This is a genomic window from Providencia sp. PROV003, assembly GCF_045040775.1.
In the GTDB taxonomy this organism is placed as follows: Bacteria; Pseudomonadota; Gammaproteobacteria; order Enterobacterales; family Enterobacteriaceae; genus Providencia; species Providencia huashanensis.
In genome coordinates, this window is sequence record NZ_CP096369.1 from 937,351 (window position 1) to 962,456 (window position 25,106).

A 25,106-nucleotide genomic window follows, 5' to 3' on the forward strand; every position below is an offset into this window, starting at 1 on the left:
TCATTTTTTTCTGATATGAATATACATTGAAGGGTAAATTTAGCGGTCTGCATCACAAAATGATAATTCTAACGCAGCCGACTGAAATTTTGTTACAGGAAACAGGTAGCAGTCTGTTAACCGTGAGTCATGCGGGATGCATTCTGCCAGAAGCACAAGGTCAGGAGTCTCATGAATCAGCAATATTCCGCAATGCGCAGTAATGTCAGTATGCTAGGTAAGTTACTCGGCGATACCATCAAGGAAGCTTTAGGCGAAGACATACTCGATAAAGTAGAGTCCATTCGTAAGCTTTCTAAATCTTCCCGTGCAGGTAATGAAGTTCAGCGCCAAAAACTGCTGATGACATTACAAAACCTCTCTAATGATGAGTTGCTACCCGTCGCAAGGGCATTTAACCAATTCTTAAACCTAACAAACGTCGCTGAGCAATACCACAGTATTTCACCTCATGGTGAAGCGGCAAGTAACCCCGTCGCATTGAAAAATCTGTTTGGCCGCTTAAAAGAAAAAAGCTTTACTGATACAGACATTCAAAAAGCAGTTGAACAGCTTTCTATCGAATTAGTTTTAACCGCTCACCCCACTGAGATCGCACGTCGGACGTTGATCCACAAACTGGTTGAAGTAAACACCTGTTTATCTCAGCTTGATCATGATGATATTGCGGACTATGAGCGCAATAATATTATGCGGCGCCTACGCCAATTAGTCGCTCAATCATGGCATACCGATGAAATTCGTAAAATTCGTCCAACGCCAATTGATGAAGCGAAGTGGGGTTTCGCAGTGGTCGAAAATTCACTGTGGGAAGGGGTTCCTGCATTTTTACGTGAATTTAACGAACAACTCGAAGACTCGATTGGCGCTGTTTTACCTGTTGAAGCCAATCCAATCCGTTTCACGTCATGGATGGGCGGTGACCGTGACGGTAACCCAAATGTGACGGCGGATGTTACTCGTCAAGTTTTACTGCTAAGTCGCTGGAAAGCAGCAGATTTATTCCTAAAAGACATTCAGGTTTTAGTTTCTGAACTGTCCATGACGGAGGCAACCCCAGAGTTACGTGCATTAGCTGGAGGCGATGATGTGGATGAACCGTATCGCCAAATTGCTAAAAATTTGCGTAGCCAATTATTCTCAACATTAGAATATTTAGAGCGCCGTGTAAAAGGTGAGCAAGCCTTGCCTCCCGCCGATTTATTGACAGATAATGCCCAGTTATGGGACCCGTTATATGCCTGTTATCAATCGTTAATTGCCTGCAATATGAAAATTATTGCCAATGGGCAACTGCTGGATACCTTACGTCGTATTCGTAGTTTTGGCTTACAGTTGGTACGTATTGATGTCCGCCAAGAAAGTACTCGCCATACAGAGGCTATTGCAGAACTCACACAATATTTAGGGCTGGGGGATTACTCACAGTGGTCGGAAGAAGAAAAACAGCAATTTTTACTGTCCGAGCTGCAATCACGCCGCCCATTAATTCCACAAGATTGGCAGCCTAGCCCAGAAACACAAGAGGTATTTGAAACCTGCCGTGTTATTGCGAATGCGAAGAATGATTCGATTGCGGCTTATGTAATTTCAATGGCTAAAGTACCTTCAGATGTTTTAGCAGTTAAATTATTGCTTAATGAAACTGGCGCTTCAGTTCGTTTACCGGTCGCACCATTATTTGAGACCTTAGAAGACTTAAATAATGCCGAAAGCGTAATGCAAAAACTGCTCAGTATTGAATGGTACCGCGAGCTGATCGATGACCGCCAAATGGTGATGATTGGGTATTCAGATTCAGCTAAAGATGCAGGGGTAATGGCAGCATCGTGGGCACAATACAGGGCACAAGATGCGTTAATTAAACTGTGTGAAAAAGAAGGCGTGACACTGACCCTGTTCCACGGACGTGGTGGCACTATCGGTCGTGGGGGGGCTCCGGCTCATTCTGCATTGCTGTCTCAGCCTCCGGGGAGTTTAAAAGGTGGCTTGCGTGTTACAGAACAAGGGGAAATGATCCGCTTTAAATTCGGGTTACCACAAGTCACTATCAGTAGTTTAGCAATGTATACAAGCGCAATCCTAGAAGCTAATCTCTTACCGCCACCAGAACCGAAAAACGAGTGGAAATCGGTGATGGATTCATTATCGGATGTTTCTTGTGCAATGTACCGTGACTATGTACGTGAACAGCCTGATTTTGTTCCGTACTTTCGTGCTGCTACGCCTGAATTAGAACTAGGCAAGTTGCCACTAGGGTCAAGGCCAGCGAAACGTCGACCTACTGGTGGTGTTGAAACATTACGTGCTATTCCTTGGATTTTTGCATGGACACAAAACCGCTTGATGCTTCCTGCTTGGTTGGGTGCGGGCGCAGCACTGAAACATGTCATTGAACAAGAAGGCAAACAAAACATTCTTGATGAAATGTGGCAGCAATGGCCATTCTTTAATACACGTATAGCTATGTTAGAGATGGTTTATGCGAAAGCAGACCTATGGCTGGCGGAGTACTATGATCATCGTTTAGTGGAAGAACGTTTATGGCCGTTGGGGCAAAAACTACGTGATCAGCTGTCGGAGGATATAAAAAGTGTGCTAGCGGTTTCGAAAGACGAAGCGTTAATGGCGGATTTACCGTGGATTGCTGAATCTATTGCACTACGTAATGTCTACACTGACCCGTTAAACGTTTTACAAGCCGAACTATTACACCGGTCTCGCCAACAAGAACACCCAGACCCACGCGTAGAACAAGCGCTGATGGTCACTATTGCAGGGGTTGCTGCTGGGATGCGTAATACGGGCTAGGGGTATTACAGCCGTATTTAAGAAAAAAGCTGCCAATTCATTCGGCAGCTTTTTTTTATCTTTATTTCATCTTACTTAGGGGAGTCACTATCTTGCTTATCATCATGCACTAGATGATAGGTAGAACGCGCTCTAGGGTGAATAAAGAAGTGGTTAACTGGTGCATTATGCGTTTTGATATGTACCATCGCCACATTGGTTTTCTTACCTTGCTTGCTATGGAATGCATAAATTACAAATGGCAGTAAGAAGATAATTATAAAGCTGACGGCAAGTAGCGTGACGTAAGTATTATCACTTGCTCCGCCGGGTAATGAGCTTGGTGGGAAGAATGAAACAATAAACGCTAAGATAGAAATAATAAACCCAGCGGAGGCAACAAGTAATTTAACACCTTTGCCACCAGGGATATTAAACGCTCGTTTCTTCTCAGGTTGCTTGCAGACTAAATGCATATAACCAAGGAATAACATAAAGTAGCTACAGAGATAAATAACGACCGTCAGTGCCAATGCAATAAGGAATGACATATTCCCGCCGCCGCCAGTATTGGTGAGGACGATAATCGCGACAGTTGTAATTAATAATTGAGAGACAACCAGTGTGACTGGGACGCCATTTTTATTCACTTTGGCGAAACTTTGCGGCAAAATTCCTTTCTGTGCCGCAACGTACATTCCTCGCGAAGGCCCTACAATCCATGAGGCTATTTCCGCTAAGACACCAAGCAATAATAAAGCTGCAATAATTCGCACTGCCCATTCAAGGGAAGAATTAAAGTGTGTAACAAGTACGTTGAATGTCTGAACTACACCGGCAGACAGGTTAATTTCACTATTTGGGATAGCAACAGCAACAGATAACCCGCCAATAGAGCTTAAACAAATGGCTGCTATCATCAGTAAAAACATGGCTGCTGGGTAGTCTCTACCTGGGTTTTTCATTTCGTTAACGTGGGTTGCGGAAGCCTCAACTCCCATATAACTCAAAATAAACGCAACAAAAACGACCAATGTCCCTATTTGGGTAAAATCAGGAATAAAGGTTTTTTCACTGATTTCAATGGCTAAAGGGGCACCGCTGGATAAATAACTAATGGCTAAAAACACTAAAATGAGTGCAGGAAGTAAAATACCTAAAAAGAAACCTACTTTAGCGATGGTCGCAGTATATTTGGTCCCGCCAAATTGAGTGAAAGCTAGCACCCATAAAATGACTAATGCCCCGATAGTTTTGGTTATAGGGTCCGTATTCAATTCTGGCCAATTTAGAATATAAGATAGGGCCCCTAGCACAAAGTACAGCATTGGGATAAAGCCAATAGCAATCTGTAGGTAACCAAATGAAATTGCAGCAAATCCCCAGCGCTCACCTAGTGTATTAGAAACCCATGCGAACACACCGCCTTCTTCCCAACCTTCCACTGTCGCCATTTCTGCGGCACATAATGCGACAGGAATGAACCATAACAATCCGCCTAACAATAGGAAAAAAACTAAACTAAAACCAGATGTTGCAAACGTTGGGTATTCATATACAGCCATTACCATTGAGGCTGTAATGGCAAAAAAACCCAGTAATGTGAGCTGTTTTGCGGCTGGAGCTGTCGTTGTTGTCGCCATACGAGTTCTCCTAAAGTCTATAAACAATCAGTCTTACAGGACTGATCCCAATAGAAGCCAAAGAACATGACATTCTTTGGCTAATAAATAATAGAGCTAATGACTAGCTAATTAACTGTGGTTAAAACCGCCGCCTTCATCTTCTGTTAGCGGTTTATTGACTGGGTGTTTTTCGAAATAATCTAGCGTGCGTTTAAAATCTTCAATTAACAATGCGGCTAAGTCTAAACTTACTCCGTGACGAACTAAGATACGTTGAACAACGAGGTCTTCACGGTTTGCTGGCATTGAATATGCAGGGACTTGCCATCCACGACTACGTAGTTTATCTGCTATGTCATAGAGGGAATAATTGCTGGTGGTCTCGCCTTTTTTCAACTTCCAAGCCAACGCTGGGATACCTTTTTGGCTATCACCATCGAAAATCATTTCAAATGGACCTAACTTTTCGATTTCGCGGGCTAGGAATTGCGCAGTTGCGTAGCAAGAATTATGAATTTTTGCATAGCCTTCACGACCGAGCCTCAGGAAGTTATAGTACTGAGCGATAATTTGGCCACCTGGGCGAGAGAAGTTAAGCGCGAAGGTTGGCATATTGCCACCTAAATAGTTTACATTGAAAATTAATTCTTCAGGTAAGTCTTGCGCTTCACGCCAGACTACCCAGCCTGCGCCTAATGGGGCTAAACCAAATTTATGTCCGGAAGAGTTAATCGATTTTACGCGAGGTAAACGGAAGTCCCATTCTAAATCTGGCGCACAAAATGGTGCTAGGAACCCACCGCTTGCACCATCGACATGGATAGGAATATCTAAGCCCGTTTCTTTTTGTAACTTATCTAATGCATCATGAACTGCTTTAACAGGTTCATATTGGCAAGTAAATGTCACGCCTAACGTTGGTACTACACCAATCGTATTTTCATCTACACGTTTAAGCACTTCCTCAGGGTTCATAATCAGGCGGTCGCCTTCAAGTGGGATCTCCCTGAGTTCAACATCAAAGTAGCGGGCAAATTTATGCCAACATACTTGAACAGGGCCACAGATCATGTTTGGTTTGTCTGTTGGCTTTCCTGCTGCTGCACGTTTTTTACGCCATTGCCACTTTAAGGCTAGCCCTCCAAGCATTGCTGCTTCAGAAGAACCGATGGTCGAGCAGCCGAGGGTATTTTCTGCATCTGGCGAATGCCAAAGATCCGCTAGCATATGTACACAACGGTTTTCAATTTCGGCAGTTTGTGGATATTCATCTTTATCGATCATATTTTTATCGATAGATAAGTCCATTAAGTCACGAATTTCATCATCTACCCAAGTTTGGCAGAATGTTGCTAAATTTTGACGTGAATTACCATCTAACATTAATTCATCTCGCACTGCACTAAATACATTGCGAGGTTCTTGTTCTTTTGATGGAAATTTAGTTTTTGGTAATGATTTTGATAACTCTAATGACGCATAAACGTCATCCATCCCATTATATTTTGGATTCAATGAACGATTACTCATATTTTAATTTCCTCAATAACCAAGTGGTAATTATGTGATATTTAATATTGAGAGCAATATTAAATATACGCGCTCTTCTTTAAATATCCAAAGATTTAAACTAAAAAAAATTAATTGAATAGCCATTATCTTAATTAGAATGAAATTAAGGTTATAACTATGGCAGATGGGGGGAAGTAATATATTTAATATTGGTTAGGTGTCTTTTTAAGTCATGTATACTCTGAAATTTTAGCTGCTTAACTCATCATGAGTGAAAATTTTGGGGTTAACTTCTGTAAATTTATTCTTTATGAGTTAGTTTGTCGTTATCTGATGATGCTAATTAGTGTTGGGTTTTTATAACATATTAAATGGATTACATATTTCATAATTGTGATGATTATTAACGAATAATTCAAATTTAGTTTTCATTAAATTTAAATTTAATGTGATGCTCTAAAAAAGATTTAACGCTAAATTCCCCCTTTCTGCTTTATTTTTATATTCATTTTGTTGGATATAAACGCCAGAATGTATTATACCTTAAATAAGTCAGGTTAATTTATTAAATATCATGGGTTTTATTCATCGTAATTATGGTAATAGGCAAATATATTATTTGATAAGGCTGCTAACATGTTAGAAAAAAACACAAATCCTCGCGCGTTTGCTTGTACATCTCTGGCAATCACAGATAAAAATAATTACGTTTATCACGGTAGAACATTAGAGTTCTCTTCAGATGAACCTGAGTCAATTTTAACTTATTACCCGAAGAACCATATTTTTCAGCGTAAAGCCCCTGATGGCTCTTTAGGACTAAAGTATAAAGTGAAGTATCCTTTTATCGCAATTACTGCACCAGTGAGTATTTTAGGGGAAAGGGATGTGCTTGAGGGCGTTAACTCCGGAGGGTTAGCTTTTAGTTTAAATATGATCACAGATTCTGAATTAGCCCCCCTTAACCCCAAAAAATATACTAAAGCAGTACCGATTGCATCAATTGGTGAGTGGGCATTATCTCAATACGCCACAGTCGCTGAGTTGAAAAAAGCGATCCCTAAAACGGCATTTTGGTCACAAAAATTATTACTGCTGCGTAATATGCCAAGCCCTTTTCATTATGCTTTTTATGACAGAACGGGGGCGTGTATCGTGGTTGAAGTATCAAAGGGGGTTTTGCACGTTTATGACAACCCAACTCGCTGTATGACGAATGGCCCTGAATTTCCTTGGCATCTCACTAACCTTAATAACTATACCCAACTCTCAAATGTTGATGTGTCATCAAGCACGTTAGGTAATATGAAACTCTCCCAGCCTGATAGTGGTATCGCTCTTGCTGCAGTGCCAAATGCTGACACCTCTGTTGGGCGGTTTGTTCGGGCAGTTTATTATTCAACTTACTATCATAAAGTATCAGACCCCAATGTTCAGCTCGTAGAATTAGGGCACGTCATGAATAAATTTGACCGGCCTAAAAATGCCTCTGTTGATCCATTATTAGGGGAAGATGATATCTTCAAGCTTTACCTAACCGAGTTTTCAGTTTGGACAGTATTGACTGATTTGCAGCGGGGGATACTCTTATTTAGAGGGTATAACAATTTAAATTATCAAAAATTTACGATAGAACAATTTGAGAATGAGCAACAACCCGTATTCATTCACGTTAATGTTCCTAACCCAGCCTTGGTTTAGTCTATTTATAGGGTGAGGGGCAACTAGCCCCTTTAATGAACTTATGTGCTGTAAACTCGCCCTTTAAGGCCTAACTCCTAACGTATGACAGATTGCATAAGTAAGTTCAGAGCGGTTAAGGGTATAAAAATGGAAATCTTTCACGCCTTCTCTGCTCAAAATTTTGACCATATCCATGGCGATTGAGGCACCAACAAGGTTACGGCTTTCAGGGTCGTTGTCTAACCCTTCATACATTTTGCTCATCCATGCGGGAATGCGTACATTGGTTAATTTGGCAAAACGCTCTAACTGACGGAAATTAGAAACGGGTAAAATACCTGGGACGATTTCAACGTCGATACCTGTTGCAACGCAGCGATCGCGAAAACGGAGGTAGCTTTCAACATCAAAGAAAAATTGGGTGATTGCACGGCTAGCACCTGCATCAATTTTCTTTTTAAGGCTAATTAAATCTGCTTGGGCACTTTTCGCTTCAGGGTGAACCTCTGGATAAGCAGCGACTGAAATATCAAAGTCGGCTTCACCTTTTAATAGTTCAACCAAATCAGTTGCATACATATCGGGTTTATTGCTGTTATCGGGTAGGTCGCCACGTAGAGCTACGATATGGCGTATACCATTATTCCAGTAGTCACGTGCAATGCCTTTTAATTCATCACGGCTCGCATCGATACAGGTTAAATGAGGGGCTGCAATTAAACCTGTTTTATCTTTGATATCTTTAATAATGCTATGGGTTCGATCGCGTTCACCTGAGTTAGCACCATAGGTCACTGATACAAATTTAGGTTTTAAGGTTTTGAGTCTATCGATAGATTTCCAAAGTGTTTGCTCCATCTCTTCACTGCGAGGTGGGAAAAACTCAAATGAAACATTAATTTGGCCATCTAATTCAGCTAAGTTTTGATTTAGCGCTTCGCGCTGGTTTGCGTGAAAAAAACTCATACCCTGTAACCTCGCAATTTGCAGACTCATTATTATCTTTGTGAGTTATGATCTTTATAAATAATCACATCCATGTACGCGTCTATACGTTTAGACGGCTAAATAGAGATTACCGGATATTGGTCGATAGTCAACCCTTAAATTAAATATAGACGCTGAGGTTTTTTCAAAGGTAACAGGAAAAAAATTCATGATAAAAACGCATGGCGCTAAATATAGCCATGCGTTTTTAAGGCAATCATTGATTTTGTTTAGTAAAACAGAAGTGTTCTATCATTTGGCTAATTAGCTGACGAGTCGGTTCTATAAAACGCATATCAATAAACTCATCAGGTTGGTGTGCTTGCTCAATCGAACCTGGGCCAAGTACTAAGGTCGGGCACAGTTCTTGAATGAATGGCGCTTCAGTACAGTAATTTACGGTATCTGCTTTTTGCCCTAGTAACTGTTCAATCACAGCAACCATTTTGTGATCTGTTGGGCATTCATAGCCAGGAATTGGTGGATGCATTGATTCTATTGCTATACGGCCTGGCCATTTGGTGCTGACAGGCTCAAGGGCATGATTTAACATTTCATCCAGATCTTGCAATGTCAGCCCTGGTAGTGGGCGAATATCCATATGCAACTCACAACAGCCGCAGATACGGTTTGCCGCGTCCCCTCCATGAATGTGCCCAAAGTTCATAGTTGGGTATGGAATAACAAAAGCAGGGTTATTAAAACGCTCTTTCAATGTATTTCTGAGCGTCATCAAATGAGAAATCGATTCATGCATTAATTCAATCGCATTAACACCACGCTCTGGGTCACTGGAATGCCCTGATTGCCCAGTAATGCGAATGGCGTTCGATATATGCCCTTTATGTGCTCGTATAGGTTGTAAAGACGTAGGTTCACCAATAATAGCAAAATCAGGGCGTAGTGCTGTGTTAGCCGCAAAATAACGTGCACCTGCCATTGACGTTTCTTCATCAGCAGTTGCTAAGATATGCAGTGGGCGTTGGAGTTTTGTTAAATCCATATCTCTTAACGCATCAACAATAAAGGCGAAAAAACCTTTCATATCTGCGGTACCAAGCCCATATAACTTACCATCGTGCTCAGTCAGCTCGAATGGGTTTTTACTCCAACGGCCCTCATCGAATGGTACTGTGTCGGTATGGCCACATAACATGAGCCCACCGTTACCCTCACCGATAGAAGCGAGTAAGTTGTATTTATCACGTGTTTCCGGCACAGGTTGGATGTTAACCGAAAAACCGAGAGTTTCTAACCAACCACCTAAAAGTTCCACAAGGGCTTTATTGCTTTGATCCAAATGAGAATCAGTCGCACTAATCGATGGAGTGGCAATTAATTGACGATAAATCTCAATAAATGCAGGTAATTTAATATTCACTGTTGACAGCCTTTATCCATAATAGTATCAATATTCATGCACTTTATTTGAATAAAAATACACATTAAACTGTTTGGGTCACGAGTACAAGGTAGAAAGCATATGTTGAACACACTCATTATCGGGGCCAGTGGCTATACTGGAGCAGAATTAGCCGCTTATTTGCAGCGTCACCCTGAAATAAATCTTCAGGGATTAATGGTTTCCGCGCAAAGCGCAGATGCAAATAAACGTTTTTCTGATTTGCATCCTCAGTATAAGGGTATTATTGACCTTCCGGTACAGCCATTAACTGATGTTGCAGAGGCTGCGAAAGGTATTGATGTTGTTTTTCTCGCTACTGCACATGAAGTGAGCCATGACATCGCGCCTCAATTTCTTGAGGCGGGTTGTGTGGTGTTTGACTTATCCGGTGCTTATCGCGTTCAAGACCCTGCGTTTTATACGCAGTACTATGGCTTTGAACATACAAATACCGAATGGTTAATGCAAGCAGTTTACGGTTTAGCTGAATGGCAGACGGATAAAATTCGACAAGCTCAGTTAATTGCTGTTCCGGGGTGTTATCCGACGGTGTCTCAGTTAGCGCTGAAGCCATTAATTGATGCGCAATTACTGGATGACGCAATGTGGCCAGTAATTAATGCAACTAGCGGTGTTTCAGGTGCGGGCCGTAAGGCATCGATGACCAACAGTTTTTGTGAAGTTAGCTTACAGCCATATGGCATCTTTACGCATCGTCATCAGCCAGAAATTGCGACTCATTTAGGTCGGGATGTCATTTTCACTCCTCATCTGGGCAATTTTTCACGAGGAATATTGGCGACTATCACCTGCAAAGTAAAAGCCGGTGTGACCGCAGAGCAGGTTGGTAAAACTTTTAAAGAGGCATATCAAGGCAAACCGTTAGTCCGTTTGTATGAAAAAGGTGTTCCAGCATTGAAATCAGTTGTTGGTACGCCATTTTGTGATATCGGCTATGTATTGAAAGGGGAACACCTGATTTTAGTCGGTACAGAAGATAACCTGCTTAAAGGTGCTGCTGCACAAGCCGTTCAGTGCATGAATATTCGTTTTGGTTTTAATGAAACTCAGTCATTATTTTAATAAGGATCAAACCCATGCAACCCTTAGTGATTAAATTGGGCGGAGTGTTACTTGATAGCACCGAGGCACTTGAAAAGTTGTTTACGGCAATCCAAAGCTATCGCCAGCGACATCAACGTGAGCTAGTGATTGTTCATGGTGGTGGGTGCTTAGTAGATGAACTAATGCAAAAACTACAATTACCTGTCGTGAAAAAACAAGGGTTGCGTGTCACGCCTGCAGACCAAATCGATATTATTACGGGTGCCTTAGCGGGAACAGCTAATAAAACCTTGCTAGCGTGGGCGATAAAATATCAGTTACCTGCGGTAGGTTTGTCGCTGGGTGACGGTCAAAGTGCCATAGTGACTCAATTAAATGAAGAGCTAGGGCATGTTGGAAACGCAAAGCCAGGTAACTCTAATTTATTGAAATTACTTTTGAATTCAGGTTATTTACCAATTGTTAGCTCGATAGGGATCACCCCAGAGGGTGAATTGATGAATGTGAATGCTGACCAAGCAGCCACCGCTATCGCGCAAGCATTAAATGCAGATCTGGTTTTACTGTCTGATGTGAGCGGTATTTTGGATGGTAAAGGCCAGAAAATTGATGAAATGACGACACAAAAAGCCCAAAAATTAATTGAGCAAGGCATCATCACTGATGGAATGATTGTTAAGGTGAATGCTGCACTTGATGCCGCAACGGCCTTACAGCGCTCGGTTGATATCGCAAGTTGGCGTCATGCAGAACAACTTCCTGAGCTGTTTAATGGGACAGCTATCGGAACTCGGATCTTGGCATCATAAATGAGCCATGGAAATAAATATTAATTGAGCGGAATAGGTACGTTATGAAAAAGGGCATTAAAAAAATCGTATTAGCATACTCAGGTGGTCTCGATACATCGGCAATTATTCCATGGTTGAAAGAAAACTATGATGACTGCGAAGTGGTTGCTTTCGTTGCTGACGTAGGGCAAGACAGAGAAGACTTAGTCGGTGTTGAGAAAAAGGCTCTGCAATCAGGCGCATCTGAGTGTTACGTTGTTGACCTGCGCGAAGAATTCGTTAAGGAATATATTTACCCAGTTCTTAAAACAGGTGCGTTATACGAAGGTAGTTATTTATTAGGTACCTCAATGGCTCGTCCTATTATTGCAAAAGCCCAAGTGGAAATTGCCTTAAAAGTAGGGGCTGATGCGGTTGCCCATGGCGCAACAGGTAAAGGGAATGACCAAGTACGCTTCGAAAGCACCTATACTGCGCTTGCGCCGCAATTACAGGTGGTTGCTCCATGGCGTGAGTGGGATCTTCGCTCACGTGAGGCGCTGCTCGATTATTTAAAAGAGCGCAATATCCCAACGACTGCTAGCCTTGAAAAAATTTATAGCCGTGATGAAAATGCGTGGCATATCTCTACAGAAGGTGGTGTATTAGAAAGCACATGGAATGCAGCAAACCAAGACTGCTGGGTATGGACAGTTGACCCACAAGATGCGCCAGATGAAGCTGAACTGGTGACCGTGGGCGTGAAACACGGCGAGGTAGTTTCAGTTAATGGTAAAACATTATCTGCACTAGGTTGCCTAGAAACACTGAATACGCTAGGGGCAAAACACGGTGTTGGCCGTATCGATATCGTTGAAAACCGTTTAGTCGGCATGAAATCTCGCGGTTGCTATGAAACCCCAGGGGGCACCATTATGATGGCGGCTCTGCGTGGTGTTGAGCAATTAGTTCTGGACCGCGATAGCTACAAATGGCGTGAGCAATTAGGCTTAGAAATGTCTTATGTGGTTTATGATGGGCGTTGGTTTGCGCCATTACGCCATTCGCTACAAGCTGCGGCAGAATCATTAGCACAAGATGTCACCGGTGAAGTTGTTCTGAAATTATATAAAGGGCAAGTCACGGCAATTCAGAAGAAAGCGGACAAGAGCCTATATTCTGAAGAATTCGCCACATTTGGTGAAGATGAGGTATATGACCATAGCCACGCAGGCGGGTTTATCCGTCTTTATTCCCTGTCTTCACGTATCCGTGCGTTGAAAGAACAGAATAAAGCTAAGTAACCTATACTCGTCATACTTCAAGTTGCACTGGCGTTGATTGTACACATTGACTTGTCGCTTAGCTGCACCTCGAATTATTGGGAATATAACAGGCTAGATCCCCGGCAGCGTTTAATGCTGTCGGGAGCAAAACTTATTTTATCAATCAGGTAGGGATTAGTTATGGCACTATGGGGTGGGCGTTTTAGCCAGCAAGCGGATCAACGGTTTAAACAGTTTAATGATTCACTGCGTTTTGATTATCGCTTGGCGCAACAAGATATTATTGGCTCAGTCGCATGGTCAAAATCATTAGTCACCGTTGGTGTACTGACTGAGAGCGAACAACAATCTTTAGAACAAGCGCTAAATGCATTGTTAAAAGAAGTGCAAGATAACCCTGAAATTATACTGCAAAGTGATGCAGAAGATATTCACAGCTGGGTTGAAGGTAAACTGATTGATAAAGTTGGTGATTTAGGTAAAAAATTACACACAGGTCGTAGTCGTAATGACCAAGTGGCGACAGATTTAAAATTATGGTGTAAAGACCAAGTCGCATTATTATTAGAAGCGGTCACTGAGCTACAAAAAGCATTAGTCATCACAGCCGAAAATAACCAAGACGCAGTGATGCCAGGCTATACTCATTTACAACGCGCTCAGCCCGTGACATTTGCCCACTGGTGTTTAGCTTATAGTGAAATGTTAGCGCGTGATGAAAGCCGCTTAAAAGACACACTAAAGCGTCTAGACGTTAGCCCATTAGGGTGTGGTGCATTGGCGGGGACAGCGTATGATATTGACCGAGAGCAACTTGCCTCTTGGCTTGGTTTCGCATCTGCGACACGCAATAGTTTAGACACCGTTTCAGACAGAGATCACGTACTCGAATTATTATCTGATGCCAGCATTGGCATGGTGCATTTATCGCGTTTTGCTGAAGATTTAATTTTCTTCAATAGTGGTGAGGCAGGCTTCGTTGAGTTATCTGACAAAGTAACCTCGGGCTCTTCATTAATGCCACAAAAGAAAAACCCAGATGCACTCGAATTGATCCGCGGTAAATGTGGGCGAGTTCAAGGCGCATTAACGGGTATGATGATGACGTTAAAAGGGTTACCGCTTGCTTATAACAAAGACATGCAAGAGGATAAAGAAGGCTTATTTGATGCATTAGACACATGGTTAGATTGTATGCATATGGCAGTGTTAGTCCTTGATGGTATTCAAATTCGTCGCCCACGTTGTGAAGATGCAGCAAAACAAGGCTATGCAAATGCGACTGAGCTGGCGGATTATTTAGTAGCGAAAGGCGTTCCATTCCGTGAAGCGCACCATATTGTGGGTGAAGCGGTTGTTACTGCTATTGCTCAAGGTAAAGCATTGGAAGAAATGGCATTAAGTGATCTGCAAAAATTCAGTGATACTATTCAATTGGATGTGTATGAAATTTTATCGCTGCAATCATGCTTAGATAAGCGGTTAGCAAAAGGTGGGGTATCTCAGAAGCAGGTGGCGAGTGCGATTGTGGAGGCAAAAACAAGGTTGGGGCTTTAATCGGTCATTGTCACCAGAAAATGGGGGGTAGCATGACTACCCCAATTCCCATAACACAGTTCTATTAAATATATTTAACGGTTAGCATGCCTAGTTGTTTCTCTTCGTTAACCCAATTGTATGAATATTCATTTCTGCCATCATTAATAACCTTCCAGCCACTTTTTTGAGTAATATTATTTAGCTCAATACTCTCGGTGGTTAATTCTGTATTATTATTCATACAATGTAATTTAATCTGTGTCTCACTGATATCATTTGTACAATTCGGATGGACAATTGCGCCATAGAAATTAATGGTGCCAGAATCTTGATTCTGAGCGGCATAAGCACTAAATATACTAGAGGCTGTCATTAATAATAAAGCTGTTATTGAACAATGAAATACTTTTTTCGCCATTGAATTTTTCATAATAGAATCCTATAATTTAATTTTGTTTAAAATCAGTTTGTTATATTATCTTGGTTATTTAATAAAAAAGTCGTTTAATGATTATGCATGTTGTACTGATAATAGTGCATGGCCTTTATCTTCATTAGTCCATTTAAATTGGTAAGTGCTATGGTTATTATCTAATTTTTTCTACTCTGTGGATTTTTGCTCTTTAGAGAAATTAATTTTGCTTGTTTCTGTTTTATTTTTTCATTATTAAAATAATTTAAATTTGTTTTATTATTGATGTCATAAGTACAGGGTGAAGCAAAAATAGCAGCTTTAAAATTAATTGTTGTTTGATTCTCTTTAGTTTATACATTTGCTGTGAATAATGAAGTAGCGACTAAAGTTAACGCTAATACTGAAGAGATATTTTTAATAGTCATGATATTAACTCCTAATTTAAAGTCTATATAGTTTGGTTGATTTTAATTTGCTCATGTCTTGCTATGGAAGAATTATAAAACGAAAAACGCGTTAAAGGTGTAAATGTGAAAATTCAAATGTGTGAAAATATAATAGAAATAGGGGATGTATAGAATCTATTCAGTTTAATGTTCTATAGTGGAATTTTTATCATCATCTATTAATTTGCCTTTTTGGGTTTTTAATGTTCTGAGTTTGTGGTTTTATCTCTCTTTTTGATGGTTTAATCTGCTGTGGTTTTTTTGATAGTGACAGCGAGTAGAGCTCTATTTATATATAAAGTAGTCAGGTTACATTGAGATTTTGAATTAACTTTCAAACAGAAACTTACAAAGATTAATAATAAATGAAAACAAATATAACAAAATGTTTCTAAAAAAAGGCTAACCAAGCCCATTTTTAAACTTTTGGAGAGTAAAGCTACCTTGTTTTTCGAGTTATTTCGCTTAAAACTACATTGTGATTAATATAAATGTTTCAATATTACATCCAATTATATTGGAACTCCCCAAATTGATGTTTGACGTCTTTATTTTTGCTTGCTTGCCCTATTAGTTGTTGCTCATGTTAAGGCGCAATTCTTTTTTGTACTTACAAAAAGAGAAGGCTAAATGGGGGGGCTCTTTACTAAATTACATTGCTGATCTCTATTACGCCTTTTGTTGTTATTTGTTTTCAGCAGCTTCATTTGCTTACTTGGCCGTTTCAGCTCTCTTCAATACTCAGTTTTGTTATCATTAACATGCGGTATAGGGTATCGACAGTATGGCGACATTCTTTAATTATTTAATGAGGTATTTTTAACTTGTGAGGGGATAAAGTGTGGTAATAGTAGCATCCATAGTATTTTAGCTCCTCGTGTCATTATCACGGATGAAAGCTTTTTAGAAGCGACTAGACTGGATATAAACTATTATTTGGGGGAGGTTTGTTTATGTACTCATATAAAATTGAAGAAAGGTTTACTTTAATTTGATGTCATAAATACAATTTATAATTGTTTGATTCCTATTTTTTTTTGTGAAAAATGGAGGGAACAGAATTGAGTCATTTTATTTCTAAATGTTACTATTTATTTCAATGAGTGGGTTATTTATGCTGAAATGGGATGAAACACGGTGTTTTTTAATATATCAATAGATATAACAAACTAATATCGATATAGTGATTGGTATTATCTATCTTTGGTTTGGCAAAGAATTCACGAAAGGAAATAGGAATATGAATATTCGAGATTTGGAGTACCTTGTTGCACTAGCTGAACATAAACACTTTAGACGTGCCGCGGATTCTTGTCATGTTAGCCAACCAACATTGAGTGGACAAATTCGTAAGCTAGAAGAAGAGCTTGGTGTTATGCTACTAGAAAGAACTAGTCGTAAAGTTCTTTTTACTCAACAAGGTTTATTACTCGTTGAACAGGCTCGAACTATTTTGCGAGAAATAAAAGTACTGCAAGAAATGGCCGCGTTGCAAGGCGAGAGTATGTCTGGCCCATTGCATATCGGTTTGATACCTACAGTGGCACCGTACTTATTACCACATATCATTCCTCAATTGCACCAAGCACACCCTAAATTAGAAATTTACTTACATGAAGCACAAACTCAGCAATTACTGGCTCAGTTAGATAGTGGTAAATTAGACTGTGCAATTTTAGCGGAAGTGAAAGAAACAGATCCTTTTATTGTTGTCCCTTTATTTGAAGAACCCATGAAATTAGCTATCTATGAAAGCCATCCATGGCATGGGCGTGACACCATTGAAATGGGTGAATTATCAGGTGAAAAGCTATTAATGCTAGAAGATGGCCATTGTTTGCGTGACCAAGCTATGGGCTTTTGTTTCCAAGCGGGCGCTAAAGAGGATACGCATTTTAGGGCGACTAGTTTAGAAACGTTACGCAACATGGTCGCGGCAGGAAGTGGGATTACACTATTACCTGATTTAGCGGTACCAAATGAAGTTTGCCGTGATGGCGTTTGCTATTTGAATTGTATTGAGCCAGAACCGAAACGTACGATTGTTTTAGTTTATCGTCCGGGGTCTCCATTAAGAGGTCGCTATGAGCAATTAGCAGAAACTATTTATAACTCGATGGATCACTATTATAAGAATCGAGTTTAGGAATAAAGCTCGCTAATTGTTTACATCTCAAAAAGATATGATGGTTGCCAGAAAAACAGGCAACCATAATTGCACATCACTAAAATAAGCGGTTTAAGCCATTTAATGCAGCGACACGGAAAGCTTCTGCCATAGTAGGGTAATTGAATGTGGTATTAACGAAATATTCAATGGTATTACCTTCACCTTTTTGTTCCATAATAGCTTGGCCGATATGAATAATCTCAGCCGCCCTTTCACCGAAACAGTGAATACCTAATATTTGTAGCGTTTCTCTATGAAATAGTATTTTTAAACTGCCGACATTCATCCCAGCAATTTGAGCTCGAGCTAAATGTTTAAATTGCGCTCGGCCAACTTCGTAAGGTACTTTCATTGCCGTCAGCTCTTGTTCTGTTTTACCAACAGAACTAATTTCAGGAATGGTATAAATCCCCGTTGGAATATCCTCAACTAAATGTGCATTACCTAAACTACCGCCGATTGCACGAGCTGCAATTCGCCCTTGGTCATAGGCAGCAGACGCTAGACTTGGGTAGCCAATCACATCACCAACAGCATAAATGTGTTCATTCGTTGTTCGGTAGGCTTTGTTGACTTTAACTAAACCACGGCCATCCGCTTCGATTCCTACATTGGCGAGACCTAAACCGTCAGTGTTACCTGTTCTTCCGTTCGCGTACAGTAAACAGTCAGCTTTGACTTTTTTACCTGATTTAAGGTGAACAATGACCCCGTCATCTAAACCCTCTATCTTTTCATATTCTTCATTATGGCGGATCACAATGCCACTATTCCAAAAATGATACGACAAGGCATCAGACATTTCTTGGTCAAGAAAAGCCAGTAGGTGATCGCGAGTGTTAATTAAATCAACTTTGACTCCCAATCCACGGAAAATAGATGCGTATTCGCAGCCGATAACCCCCGCACCATAAATAATGACATGGCGAGGTTCATGGGTTAGGTTGAGAATGGTATCGCTGTTATAAATTCGGGAATGGTTAAAATCTACGTCAGAAGGGCAGTATGGGCGAGACCCTGTTGCTATCACAATTTTATCTGCACTTAAAACATCGCAGCTTCCATCTGCATAGCGGACACTCACATGTTGCTCATCAATAAAAGTTGCTTCACCAGAAAACATTTGGCAACCATTACGCTCATAAAACCCTTGTCGCATACGCGTTTGTTGGCTAATAACTGTTTCGGCATGCCTGAGGATTTCAGAAAAAGAGGAGCTTAAGTTACGGGAATTATCACTATAAAGGGGGTTCTGGTTGAATTCGATAATACGGCTAACTGCATGGCGGAGGGCTTTTGAGGGAATGGTTCCCCAGTGGGTACAGCCTCCGCCGACATTATTATAACGTTCAATAACAGCAACGTTTTTTCCTTGTTTTACCAGTCCCATGGCAGCGCCTTCACCACCAGGGCCGGAACCAATGACTATTGCATCAAAATGGGTAAGTTGCATAAGGTAAGACCTGTTTTTAATACGAAGTGACTACATTATAGTAACATCAGTTGCTTCCTTAACCTAATTTCTCTTTTTCCATCGCCTTCTTTTGCATATTCAAAACACGGATTTATGTCTGTTTATTTAAACCCATTCGTTTGCCGTTTTGCGATAAATTAGAAATTCTGGGGGAACAATATCGAGTGCATTTTTGGTAAAACTATTTTTTCTTGTTCGGGTAGGGTGTAGTGGTGAAGATGATGGTTTCTATATAAGAAAACAGCAAAGATAGTAAGCGAAATTCTGAAAATGGCTAAATTGTAATAAAGAGTCGATTTTTCTCTCAACCAGATGAAGAAATTTCAGGTATGCTAGGGGGTGAATAGCACTCCTTATTTACATCTTTGATGTAATTATTAACGTTTAATGACATAGAAATTAGGATCACCGTGAGCAACACTATTGGCGTTAGGGCAAAACAAAAAGAAAAAACACGTCGTTCACTCGTCGAAGCTGCTTTTAGCCAATTAAGTGCTGAACGGAGCTTTACTAGCCTTAGTTTACGGGAAGTCGCTCGGGAAGCGGGTATTGCGCCAACTTCATTTTATCGCCATTTCAAAGACGTTGATGAACTTGGTCTGACAATGGTAGATGAGAGCGGTCTGATGTTGCGCCAGCTGATGCGTCAAGCACGGCAGCGTATTGCGAAAGGTGGGAGTGTGATCCGCACATCAGTCTCAACTTTTATGGAGTTTATTGGTAATAACCCAAACGCCTTTCGGTTATTATTGCGAGAGCGTTCCGGTACCTCGGCTGAGTTTCGTGCTGCAGTGGCAAGGGAAATTCAACATTTTATTGCTGAATTAGCGGATTACCTTGAATTAGAAAGCCATATGCCGCGTCATTTTACTGAGATGCAATCAGAAGCAATGGTGACAATTGTATTCAGTGCTGGTGCTGAAGCGCTTGATATAGATGAAGAAAAACGAAGAAAGCTTGAAGAACGGTTGGTATTGCAACTAAGAATGATCGCTAAAGGCGCCTACTATTGGTACCGCCGTGAACAAGAACGACAGAATCAAACTGACCCAGACCTAACCAAATAATAAGGAGAATCAATGACGGATCAAAAAAGTTACGAAAGAAGTACATTACTGCTGGCACTTGTAATTGGGCTTGCGACTCATGGGACTTTCTCTACGTTGTTTAACTCATTAGTCGATTTTTCTTTCTTTCCCATTTTAACATTAGTACTCGCTGTTTATTGTTTGCACCAACGTTATTTACACCAAGCTATGCCGATGGGGTTACCAAAATTTGTTGCTGGTAGTTTCTTTGTTGGGATATTTGGCTATGCCGCGATTTTACGTGTTCAAAATCCAGAGGTTGGCTCAAATTTTATTCCCTCGACTATCATTGTGATTTTAGCTTTATGGATGTATGTCAGTTGGAAAGCTCGTAAAAAAGAACAACAAGAATTAGCGTTAGAACAAGAAATTGAAAATTAAAGTGAATTAATAAACTAAAAAACGCCGTATTATACGGCGTTTTTTGTCGCTGCTATTTTCTAACGGCGGGTTAATAACACACCGCTTTCCATATGGTGGGTATAGGGGAATTGGTCAAATAACGCTAGTTTTTCAATTTTATGGGTTTGGGTCAGTTCATTGAGATTATCGCATAAGGTTTCAGGGTTACATGAGATATAGACAATGTGGTCATAACCTTGAACTAGTTTTACAGTTTCTTTATCTAACCCACTACGTGGCGGGTCAACAAAAATGGTATTGCATTGATAATCTGCAAGTGAAATTCCTTCAAGGCGTTTAAATTCACGCACACCTTGCATTGCTTGAGTAAAATCTTCAGCGGACATTCGGATAATCTGCACATTTTCAATATTATTTGCTTCTATATTATATTGAGCAGCAGCAACCGACGGTTTGGCAATTTCAGTCGCTAATACCTGTTTAAAATTTTGCGCTAAAGCCAATGAAAAGTTCCCATTACCACAATAAAGCTCTAATAAATCACCTGTTGAATTTTTTGTTGCACCAATAGCCCATTCCAACATTTTTATATTGACCTGTGCATTCGGTTGAGTGAAGCTATTTTCTACTTGGCGATAAACCATATTTTTACCATTTACAGGTAAAACTTCATCAACATAATCATTATCTAACATGATTTTTGTCTTTGATGCTCTACCGATAAGCTGTACATCAAATCCTTTTTTAGTCAGCGTTTCTTTTAACGCCTTAGCTTCAATGACCCACTCTTCACCTAATTTTTTATGATATAGCAGTGAAACAATCAGCTTATTACTCAGTGTGGATAAATAATCGATTTGGAATAACTTGTGGCGTAGCAACTCATTGGGCTGAATTAATGGTAACAGCGTTGCCATCATGTCATTAATTAGCTGACTTGCGACCGGAAATTGTTCGATACGAATGCGTTCTTTCGTCTCTTTATCAAACATAATATGAAACAGGTCATCGCCTTCGTGCCAAATTCTAAATTCTGCACGCATCCGGTAATGGGACGTCGGTGATGAAAAAATTTCAGGTTCGGGAGCATTAAAAGGAGCCATCATAGCTTTTAAGCGGTCAGTTTTCTCTGCGAGTTGCAGTTCGTAGTCTTCTGTATGCAACGTGTTTGGCATGTTTGGCCCCATAAAACAGTAAAAAATTCGTATCAGGGGCGAAATTGTAGGGCAAGCAGCGAAGATGTCCAGTTTTCATTATTCATCCGTAGACACTGATTGTTATTCCTCTTAGGATAATGCCTTGAGTGAGCAGGGAATTTGGTTGGAATCCAAAACTGACGCGCAACGGTAAAAGTCCGATACCTGCCACACATCTAATCGCTTCGTTGAATATTCGCGCGGATCTTATATTCAACCTCGCGGAATCTTAATTTAATTGATTTTCCGAGTGTAATCATAATGAATAATAAAAAGTTGCTGCCGTTATCGGCCGCTGCTCTGGCAGTGCTATGTAGTATTCCTTCTTTGGCAAGTGGAAATAGTCAATCTGATCAGCTAGTTGTGTCAGCAAACCGTTTTGAGCAACCAATCTCTTCTATATTAGCTCCTGTCACGGTCGTGACCCGTGAAGATATTGACCATTGGCAATCTAATACCGTGATTGATGTATTAAGACGTTTGCCAGGTGTGGATATTGCGCAAAGTGGGGGAATGGGTCAACAAAGCTCACTATTTATTCGTGGAACTGAATCTCGCCATGTTTTGGTCTTAATTGATGGTGTTCGTTTGAATCAAGCGGGTATTTCAGGCTCATCTGATATGAGCCAAATTCCAATTTCTCTGGTACAGCGCATTGAATATATACGCGGAGCACGCTCAGCGGTTTATGGTTCTGATGCTGTTGGTGGTGTAGTGAATATTATTACTCGCCGTGATAACGATGGCACAACTTTAAATGCAGGTATTGGCTCACACAGTTACCAAAACTATAACGGTTCGACTCAGCAAAAGATTGGTGAAAATACAACCGTAACAGCTGCCGGAGCTTATACTCATACCAAAGGGTTTGATTTAGCGCCAAAAGATGTTAGCCCAAGACAATATGATAAAGATGGCTTCCTGAGTAAGTCATTATGGTTAGGCATTGAACATCAATTTTCTTCAGAAATATTAGCGTATGCAAGAGCGTATGGTTATGACAACCGTACAAATTATGACGTATCCGAGTATGCAGGATTAAGTGTGGATACCCGCAAGCTTTATAGCCGTACTTATGAAACCGGTTTGAAATATCATCAGGGTAAATATTCGTCATCATTGATGGGGAGTTATGGTTATTCAAAAGATTACAACTTTGATCCTAGAAAAGGACAATATAGTGAATCTGCAAATCTTGATGAGTCCAAACAGTACAATATTCAATGGGGTAATAGTTACCTATTAGATAAAGGTAATATTAGTGCGGGGGTTGATTATCAACGTCAAAGTATTGAGCCTAGCAGTTATGCGATGATCAGTGAAAAACAGACGTTAAATAACACCGGGATATACCTCACAGGGCAATATGCGATTATTGATTCTGTAACAGCAGAAGCCGCTATACGTTCTGACCATCACTCTGAATTTAATTGGCACACAACATGGCAATCGGGTCTTAGTTGGGAGTTTTATGAGGGTTATAAACTTATTGGTTCATATGCAACTGCCTATAAAGCACCTAATCTAACCCAATTATATGCGTATTCTTCATCGGCATACGGAACAACGCTAGGTAATCCGAACTTAAAACCTGAAGAAAGTAAGCAGTGGGAGATAGGGGTTGAAGGAACGACAGGACCACTCTTTTGGCAGGTCAATGCATACCATAATGATATTGATAACCTGATTGCATATAAAGCAGGTAATCCAATTAGCTCTTACGAGAATATTGGTGAGGCTGAAATTAAAGGTATTGAATGGGTTGGTGAGTTCGAAACAGGTGTTCTTCATCACCAAGTAACCTATCAATATATTGATCCACGTAACAAAAAGACGGATAAGATTCTGGAGAGACGGGCTAAACAGCAAATCAAGTATCAATTAGATTGGAATGTTGCCAATGTAGATTGGGGACTTACATATCAATATATTGGTTCTAGATATGATAAAGATTTCAGTCAATATGATTTGAGTACTAAGGATTATAAAAGATTAAAACAGGGTGGTGTTAGCCTTTGGGATATCACTGCTGCATATCCAATCACTTCACATCTCACAATTCGTGGTAAAATAGCTAATATGTTCGATAAAGACTATGAGACCGCGTATGGTTATCGCACCGCTGGAAGAGAATATTTCCTCACTGGAAGCTACAACTTCTGATAACACCCTATCTGTTCGCCCGACCATTCTAGTGTTTGACTCTGGAGTGGGCGGGTTATCTGTCTATCGTGAAGTCAAAAAAATGATCCCGCATGCCCACTATATATATGCATTCGATAATGAAGCCTTCCCTTATGGTGAAAAAAGTGAAGAGTTTATTATTGATAGGGTCTATCAAATCGTAAATTCGATAGCTGCAAAGCATCCTTTAACGATCGCAATTATTGCTTGTAATACGGCAAGTACAGTCAGCCTTCCTAATTTAAGGGCCCATTTCTCCTTTCCTGTTGTAGGCGTGGTTCCCGCAATTAAGCCTGCTACCAAACTAACACGTAATGGTGTGGTTGGTTTATTGGCAACGAAAGGCACCGTAAACCGTGAATACACTAAAGAGCTGATCGATCGTTTCGCAACAGACTGCAAAGTGATTTCCTTAGGGTCTGCGGAATTGGTCCAACTAGCAGAAAGAAAGCTGCATGGGGAAACATTACCATTAGACGAAGTTGCTCAAACTGTCAGGCCATGGCTCAGAATGCCAGAACCCCCAGACACCGTTATTTTGGGCTGTACTCATTTCCCTCTATTAATAGAGGAACTAGAAAAGGTACTTCCCGATGGCACAAGGTTTATTGATTCAGGTTCTGCAATAGCAAGAAGAACGGCTTGGCTAATTAACAACCAAGCTGAGACGATGAATTCTGATGAAGATGATTTCGCATATTGTTTATTAATGGATGCCAACGTAAAAGACTTACAGCCTATTCTTGAGCTTGAAGGGTTCAAAACGCTGCAAAAACTAGCTATTTAAGTTAAATTTGATGGAAAGCTGAGCGAACGAAAAAAAAATGCAAAAAAAGGGTTGCCAGATTTTTCTGACTCCCTATAATGCGCCACCACTGACCGGGAACAAGACAACGCAAAGCGCGATGAACACTGAAACGGCAGCGAGAGATTCTGAAAAGAAAAAGCAAAAAAATGCTTGACTCTCACAGAGGAAAGCGTAATATACGCCACCTCGCGACAACGACCTAAGTTAATAAAAACTGAGTCAAATTTCCAAAAGAAATGTCGCAACGCTCTTTAACAATTTATCAGACAATCTGTGTGGGCACTCACAGGACACTATCAA

Annotated in this window: 18 protein-coding genes and 1 riboswitch; of the genes, 11 read left to right on the top strand and 7 right to left on the bottom strand. The window is 40.5% G+C overall.

From position 1 onward, the window contains the following. Positions 1-171 precede the first annotated feature (171 nt). Positions 172-2,811: a phosphoenolpyruvate carboxylase gene (gene ppc, locus M1F14_RS04140; RefSeq protein WP_042846665.1), complete on the top strand. Its 2,640-nt coding sequence runs from the start codon at positions 172-174 to the stop codon at positions 2,809-2,811. Between the two features lie 71 nt (positions 2,812-2,882). Here ppc and gadC read toward each other — a convergent pair whose 3' ends face one another. Next, a complete protein-coding gene (gadC, locus tag M1F14_RS04145) occupies positions 2,883-4,433 on the bottom strand; it encodes a glutamate:gamma-aminobutyrate antiporter (RefSeq protein ID WP_181468836.1) in 1,551 nt (516 codons plus the stop codon). A 111-nt stretch (positions 4,434-4,544) separates the two neighbouring features. Next, positions 4,545-5,945: a glutamate decarboxylase gene (locus tag M1F14_RS04150; RefSeq protein ID WP_042846663.1), complete on the bottom strand. Its 1,401-nt coding sequence runs from the start codon at positions 5,943-5,945 to the stop codon at positions 4,545-4,547. A gap of 618 nt (positions 5,946-6,563) precedes the next feature. On the opposite strand from M1F14_RS04150, the gene M1F14_RS04155 reads away from it, so the two are divergent. Beyond that, positions 6,564-7,628, top strand: coding sequence for a linear amide C-N hydrolase (locus tag M1F14_RS04155; RefSeq protein WP_042846662.1), 1,065 nt, complete (start codon positions 6,564-6,566; stop codon positions 7,626-7,628). Positions 7,629-7,691: 63 nt separating this feature from the next. Here the strand turns inward: M1F14_RS04155 and metF are convergent, their stop codons facing one another. Beyond that, positions 7,692-8,576, bottom strand: coding sequence for a methylenetetrahydrofolate reductase (metF, locus tag M1F14_RS04160; protein ID WP_042846661.1), 885 nt, complete (start codon positions 8,574-8,576; stop codon positions 7,692-7,694). A gap of 238 nt (positions 8,577-8,814) precedes the next feature. Further along, positions 8,815-9,978 carry an acetylornithine deacetylase gene (gene argE, locus M1F14_RS04165; protein WP_042846660.1) on the bottom strand — a complete coding sequence of 388 codons (1,164 nt, stop codon included), beginning with the start codon at positions 9,976-9,978 and terminating at the stop codon, positions 8,815-8,817. A 102-nt stretch (positions 9,979-10,080) separates the two neighbouring features. On the opposite strand from argE, the gene argC reads away from it, so the two are divergent. The 4 genes from argC to argH all read left to right on the top strand — a co-directional run bounded on the left by argC (position 10,081) and on the right by argH (position 14,680). Next, positions 10,081-11,085 carry an N-acetyl-gamma-glutamyl-phosphate reductase gene (gene argC / locus M1F14_RS04170; protein WP_071548719.1) on the top strand — a complete coding sequence of 335 codons (1,005 nt, stop codon included), beginning with the start codon at positions 10,081-10,083 and terminating at the stop codon, positions 11,083-11,085. A gap of 14 nt (positions 11,086-11,099) precedes the next feature. Further along, entirely contained in the window at positions 11,100-11,876 is a 777-nt protein-coding gene (gene argB / locus M1F14_RS04175; protein ID WP_042846658.1) for an acetylglutamate kinase, read from the top strand. Between the two features lie 44 nt (positions 11,877-11,920). Next, positions 11,921-13,141 (top strand): argininosuccinate synthase, encoded by a 1,221-nt coding sequence (locus M1F14_RS04180; RefSeq protein ID WP_042846657.1) that lies wholly within the window; start codon positions 11,921-11,923, stop codon positions 13,139-13,141. Between the two features lie 162 nt (positions 13,142-13,303). Then, entirely contained in the window at positions 13,304-14,680 is a 1,377-nt protein-coding gene (argH, locus tag M1F14_RS04185) for an argininosuccinate lyase (RefSeq protein ID WP_071548718.1), read from the top strand. A gap of 64 nt (positions 14,681-14,744) precedes the next feature. On the opposite strand, the gene M1F14_RS04190 is transcribed toward argH, so the two are convergent. Next, positions 14,745-15,092, bottom strand: coding sequence for a hypothetical protein (locus M1F14_RS04190; protein ID WP_042846655.1), 348 nt, complete (start codon positions 15,090-15,092; stop codon positions 14,745-14,747). A gap of 1,671 nt (positions 15,093-16,763) precedes the next feature. Here M1F14_RS04190 and oxyR point away from each other — a divergent pair. Then, positions 16,764-17,669, top strand: a complete 906-nt coding sequence (gene oxyR, locus M1F14_RS04195) for a DNA-binding transcriptional regulator OxyR (protein ID WP_042846654.1) — start codon at positions 16,764-16,766, stop codon at positions 17,667-17,669. 79 nt (positions 17,670-17,748) lie between these two features. Here the strand turns inward: oxyR and sthA are convergent, their stop codons facing one another. Further along, positions 17,749-19,146, bottom strand: coding sequence for a Si-specific NAD(P)(+) transhydrogenase (sthA, locus tag M1F14_RS04200; protein ID WP_042846653.1), 1,398 nt, complete (start codon positions 19,144-19,146; stop codon positions 17,749-17,751). A gap of 431 nt (positions 19,147-19,577) precedes the next feature. On the opposite strand from sthA, the gene fabR reads away from it, so the two are divergent. Both fabR and M1F14_RS04210 read left to right on the top strand, forming a co-directional pair. After that, positions 19,578-20,234 carry an HTH-type transcriptional repressor FabR gene (fabR, locus tag M1F14_RS04205; RefSeq protein ID WP_042846652.1) on the top strand — a complete coding sequence of 219 codons (657 nt, stop codon included), beginning with the start codon at positions 19,578-19,580 and terminating at the stop codon, positions 20,232-20,234. A 12-nt stretch (positions 20,235-20,246) separates the two neighbouring features. Further along, the gene (locus M1F14_RS04210) at positions 20,247-20,636 is read left to right on the top strand and encodes a YijD family membrane protein (RefSeq protein ID WP_042846651.1); all 390 of its coding nucleotides are present in this window, start codon (positions 20,247-20,249) and stop codon (positions 20,634-20,636) included. Positions 20,637-20,695: 59 nt separating this feature from the next. On the opposite strand, the gene trmA is transcribed toward M1F14_RS04210, so the two are convergent. Then, positions 20,696-21,793 carry a tRNA (uridine(54)-C5)-methyltransferase TrmA gene (gene trmA / locus M1F14_RS04215; RefSeq protein WP_071548717.1) on the bottom strand — a complete coding sequence of 366 codons (1,098 nt, stop codon included), beginning with the start codon at positions 21,791-21,793 and terminating at the stop codon, positions 20,696-20,698. An 85-nt stretch (positions 21,794-21,878) separates the two neighbouring features. Next, positions 21,879-22,002, top strand: a riboswitch (cobalamin riboswitch). Positions 22,003-22,075: 73 nt separating this feature from the next. Here trmA and btuB point away from each other — a divergent pair. Then, positions 22,076-23,977 (top strand): TonB-dependent vitamin B12 receptor BtuB, encoded by a 1,902-nt coding sequence (gene btuB / locus M1F14_RS04220; RefSeq protein ID WP_166685520.1) that lies wholly within the window; start codon positions 22,076-22,078, stop codon positions 23,975-23,977. Continuing rightward, positions 23,922-24,785 carry a glutamate racemase gene (murI, locus tag M1F14_RS04225; RefSeq protein ID WP_181468835.1) on the top strand — a complete coding sequence of 288 codons (864 nt, stop codon included), beginning with the start codon at positions 23,922-23,924 and terminating at the stop codon, positions 24,783-24,785. Before btuB ends, murI begins: the two co-directional genes overlap by 56 nt. Positions 24,786-25,106 lie beyond the last annotated feature (321 nt).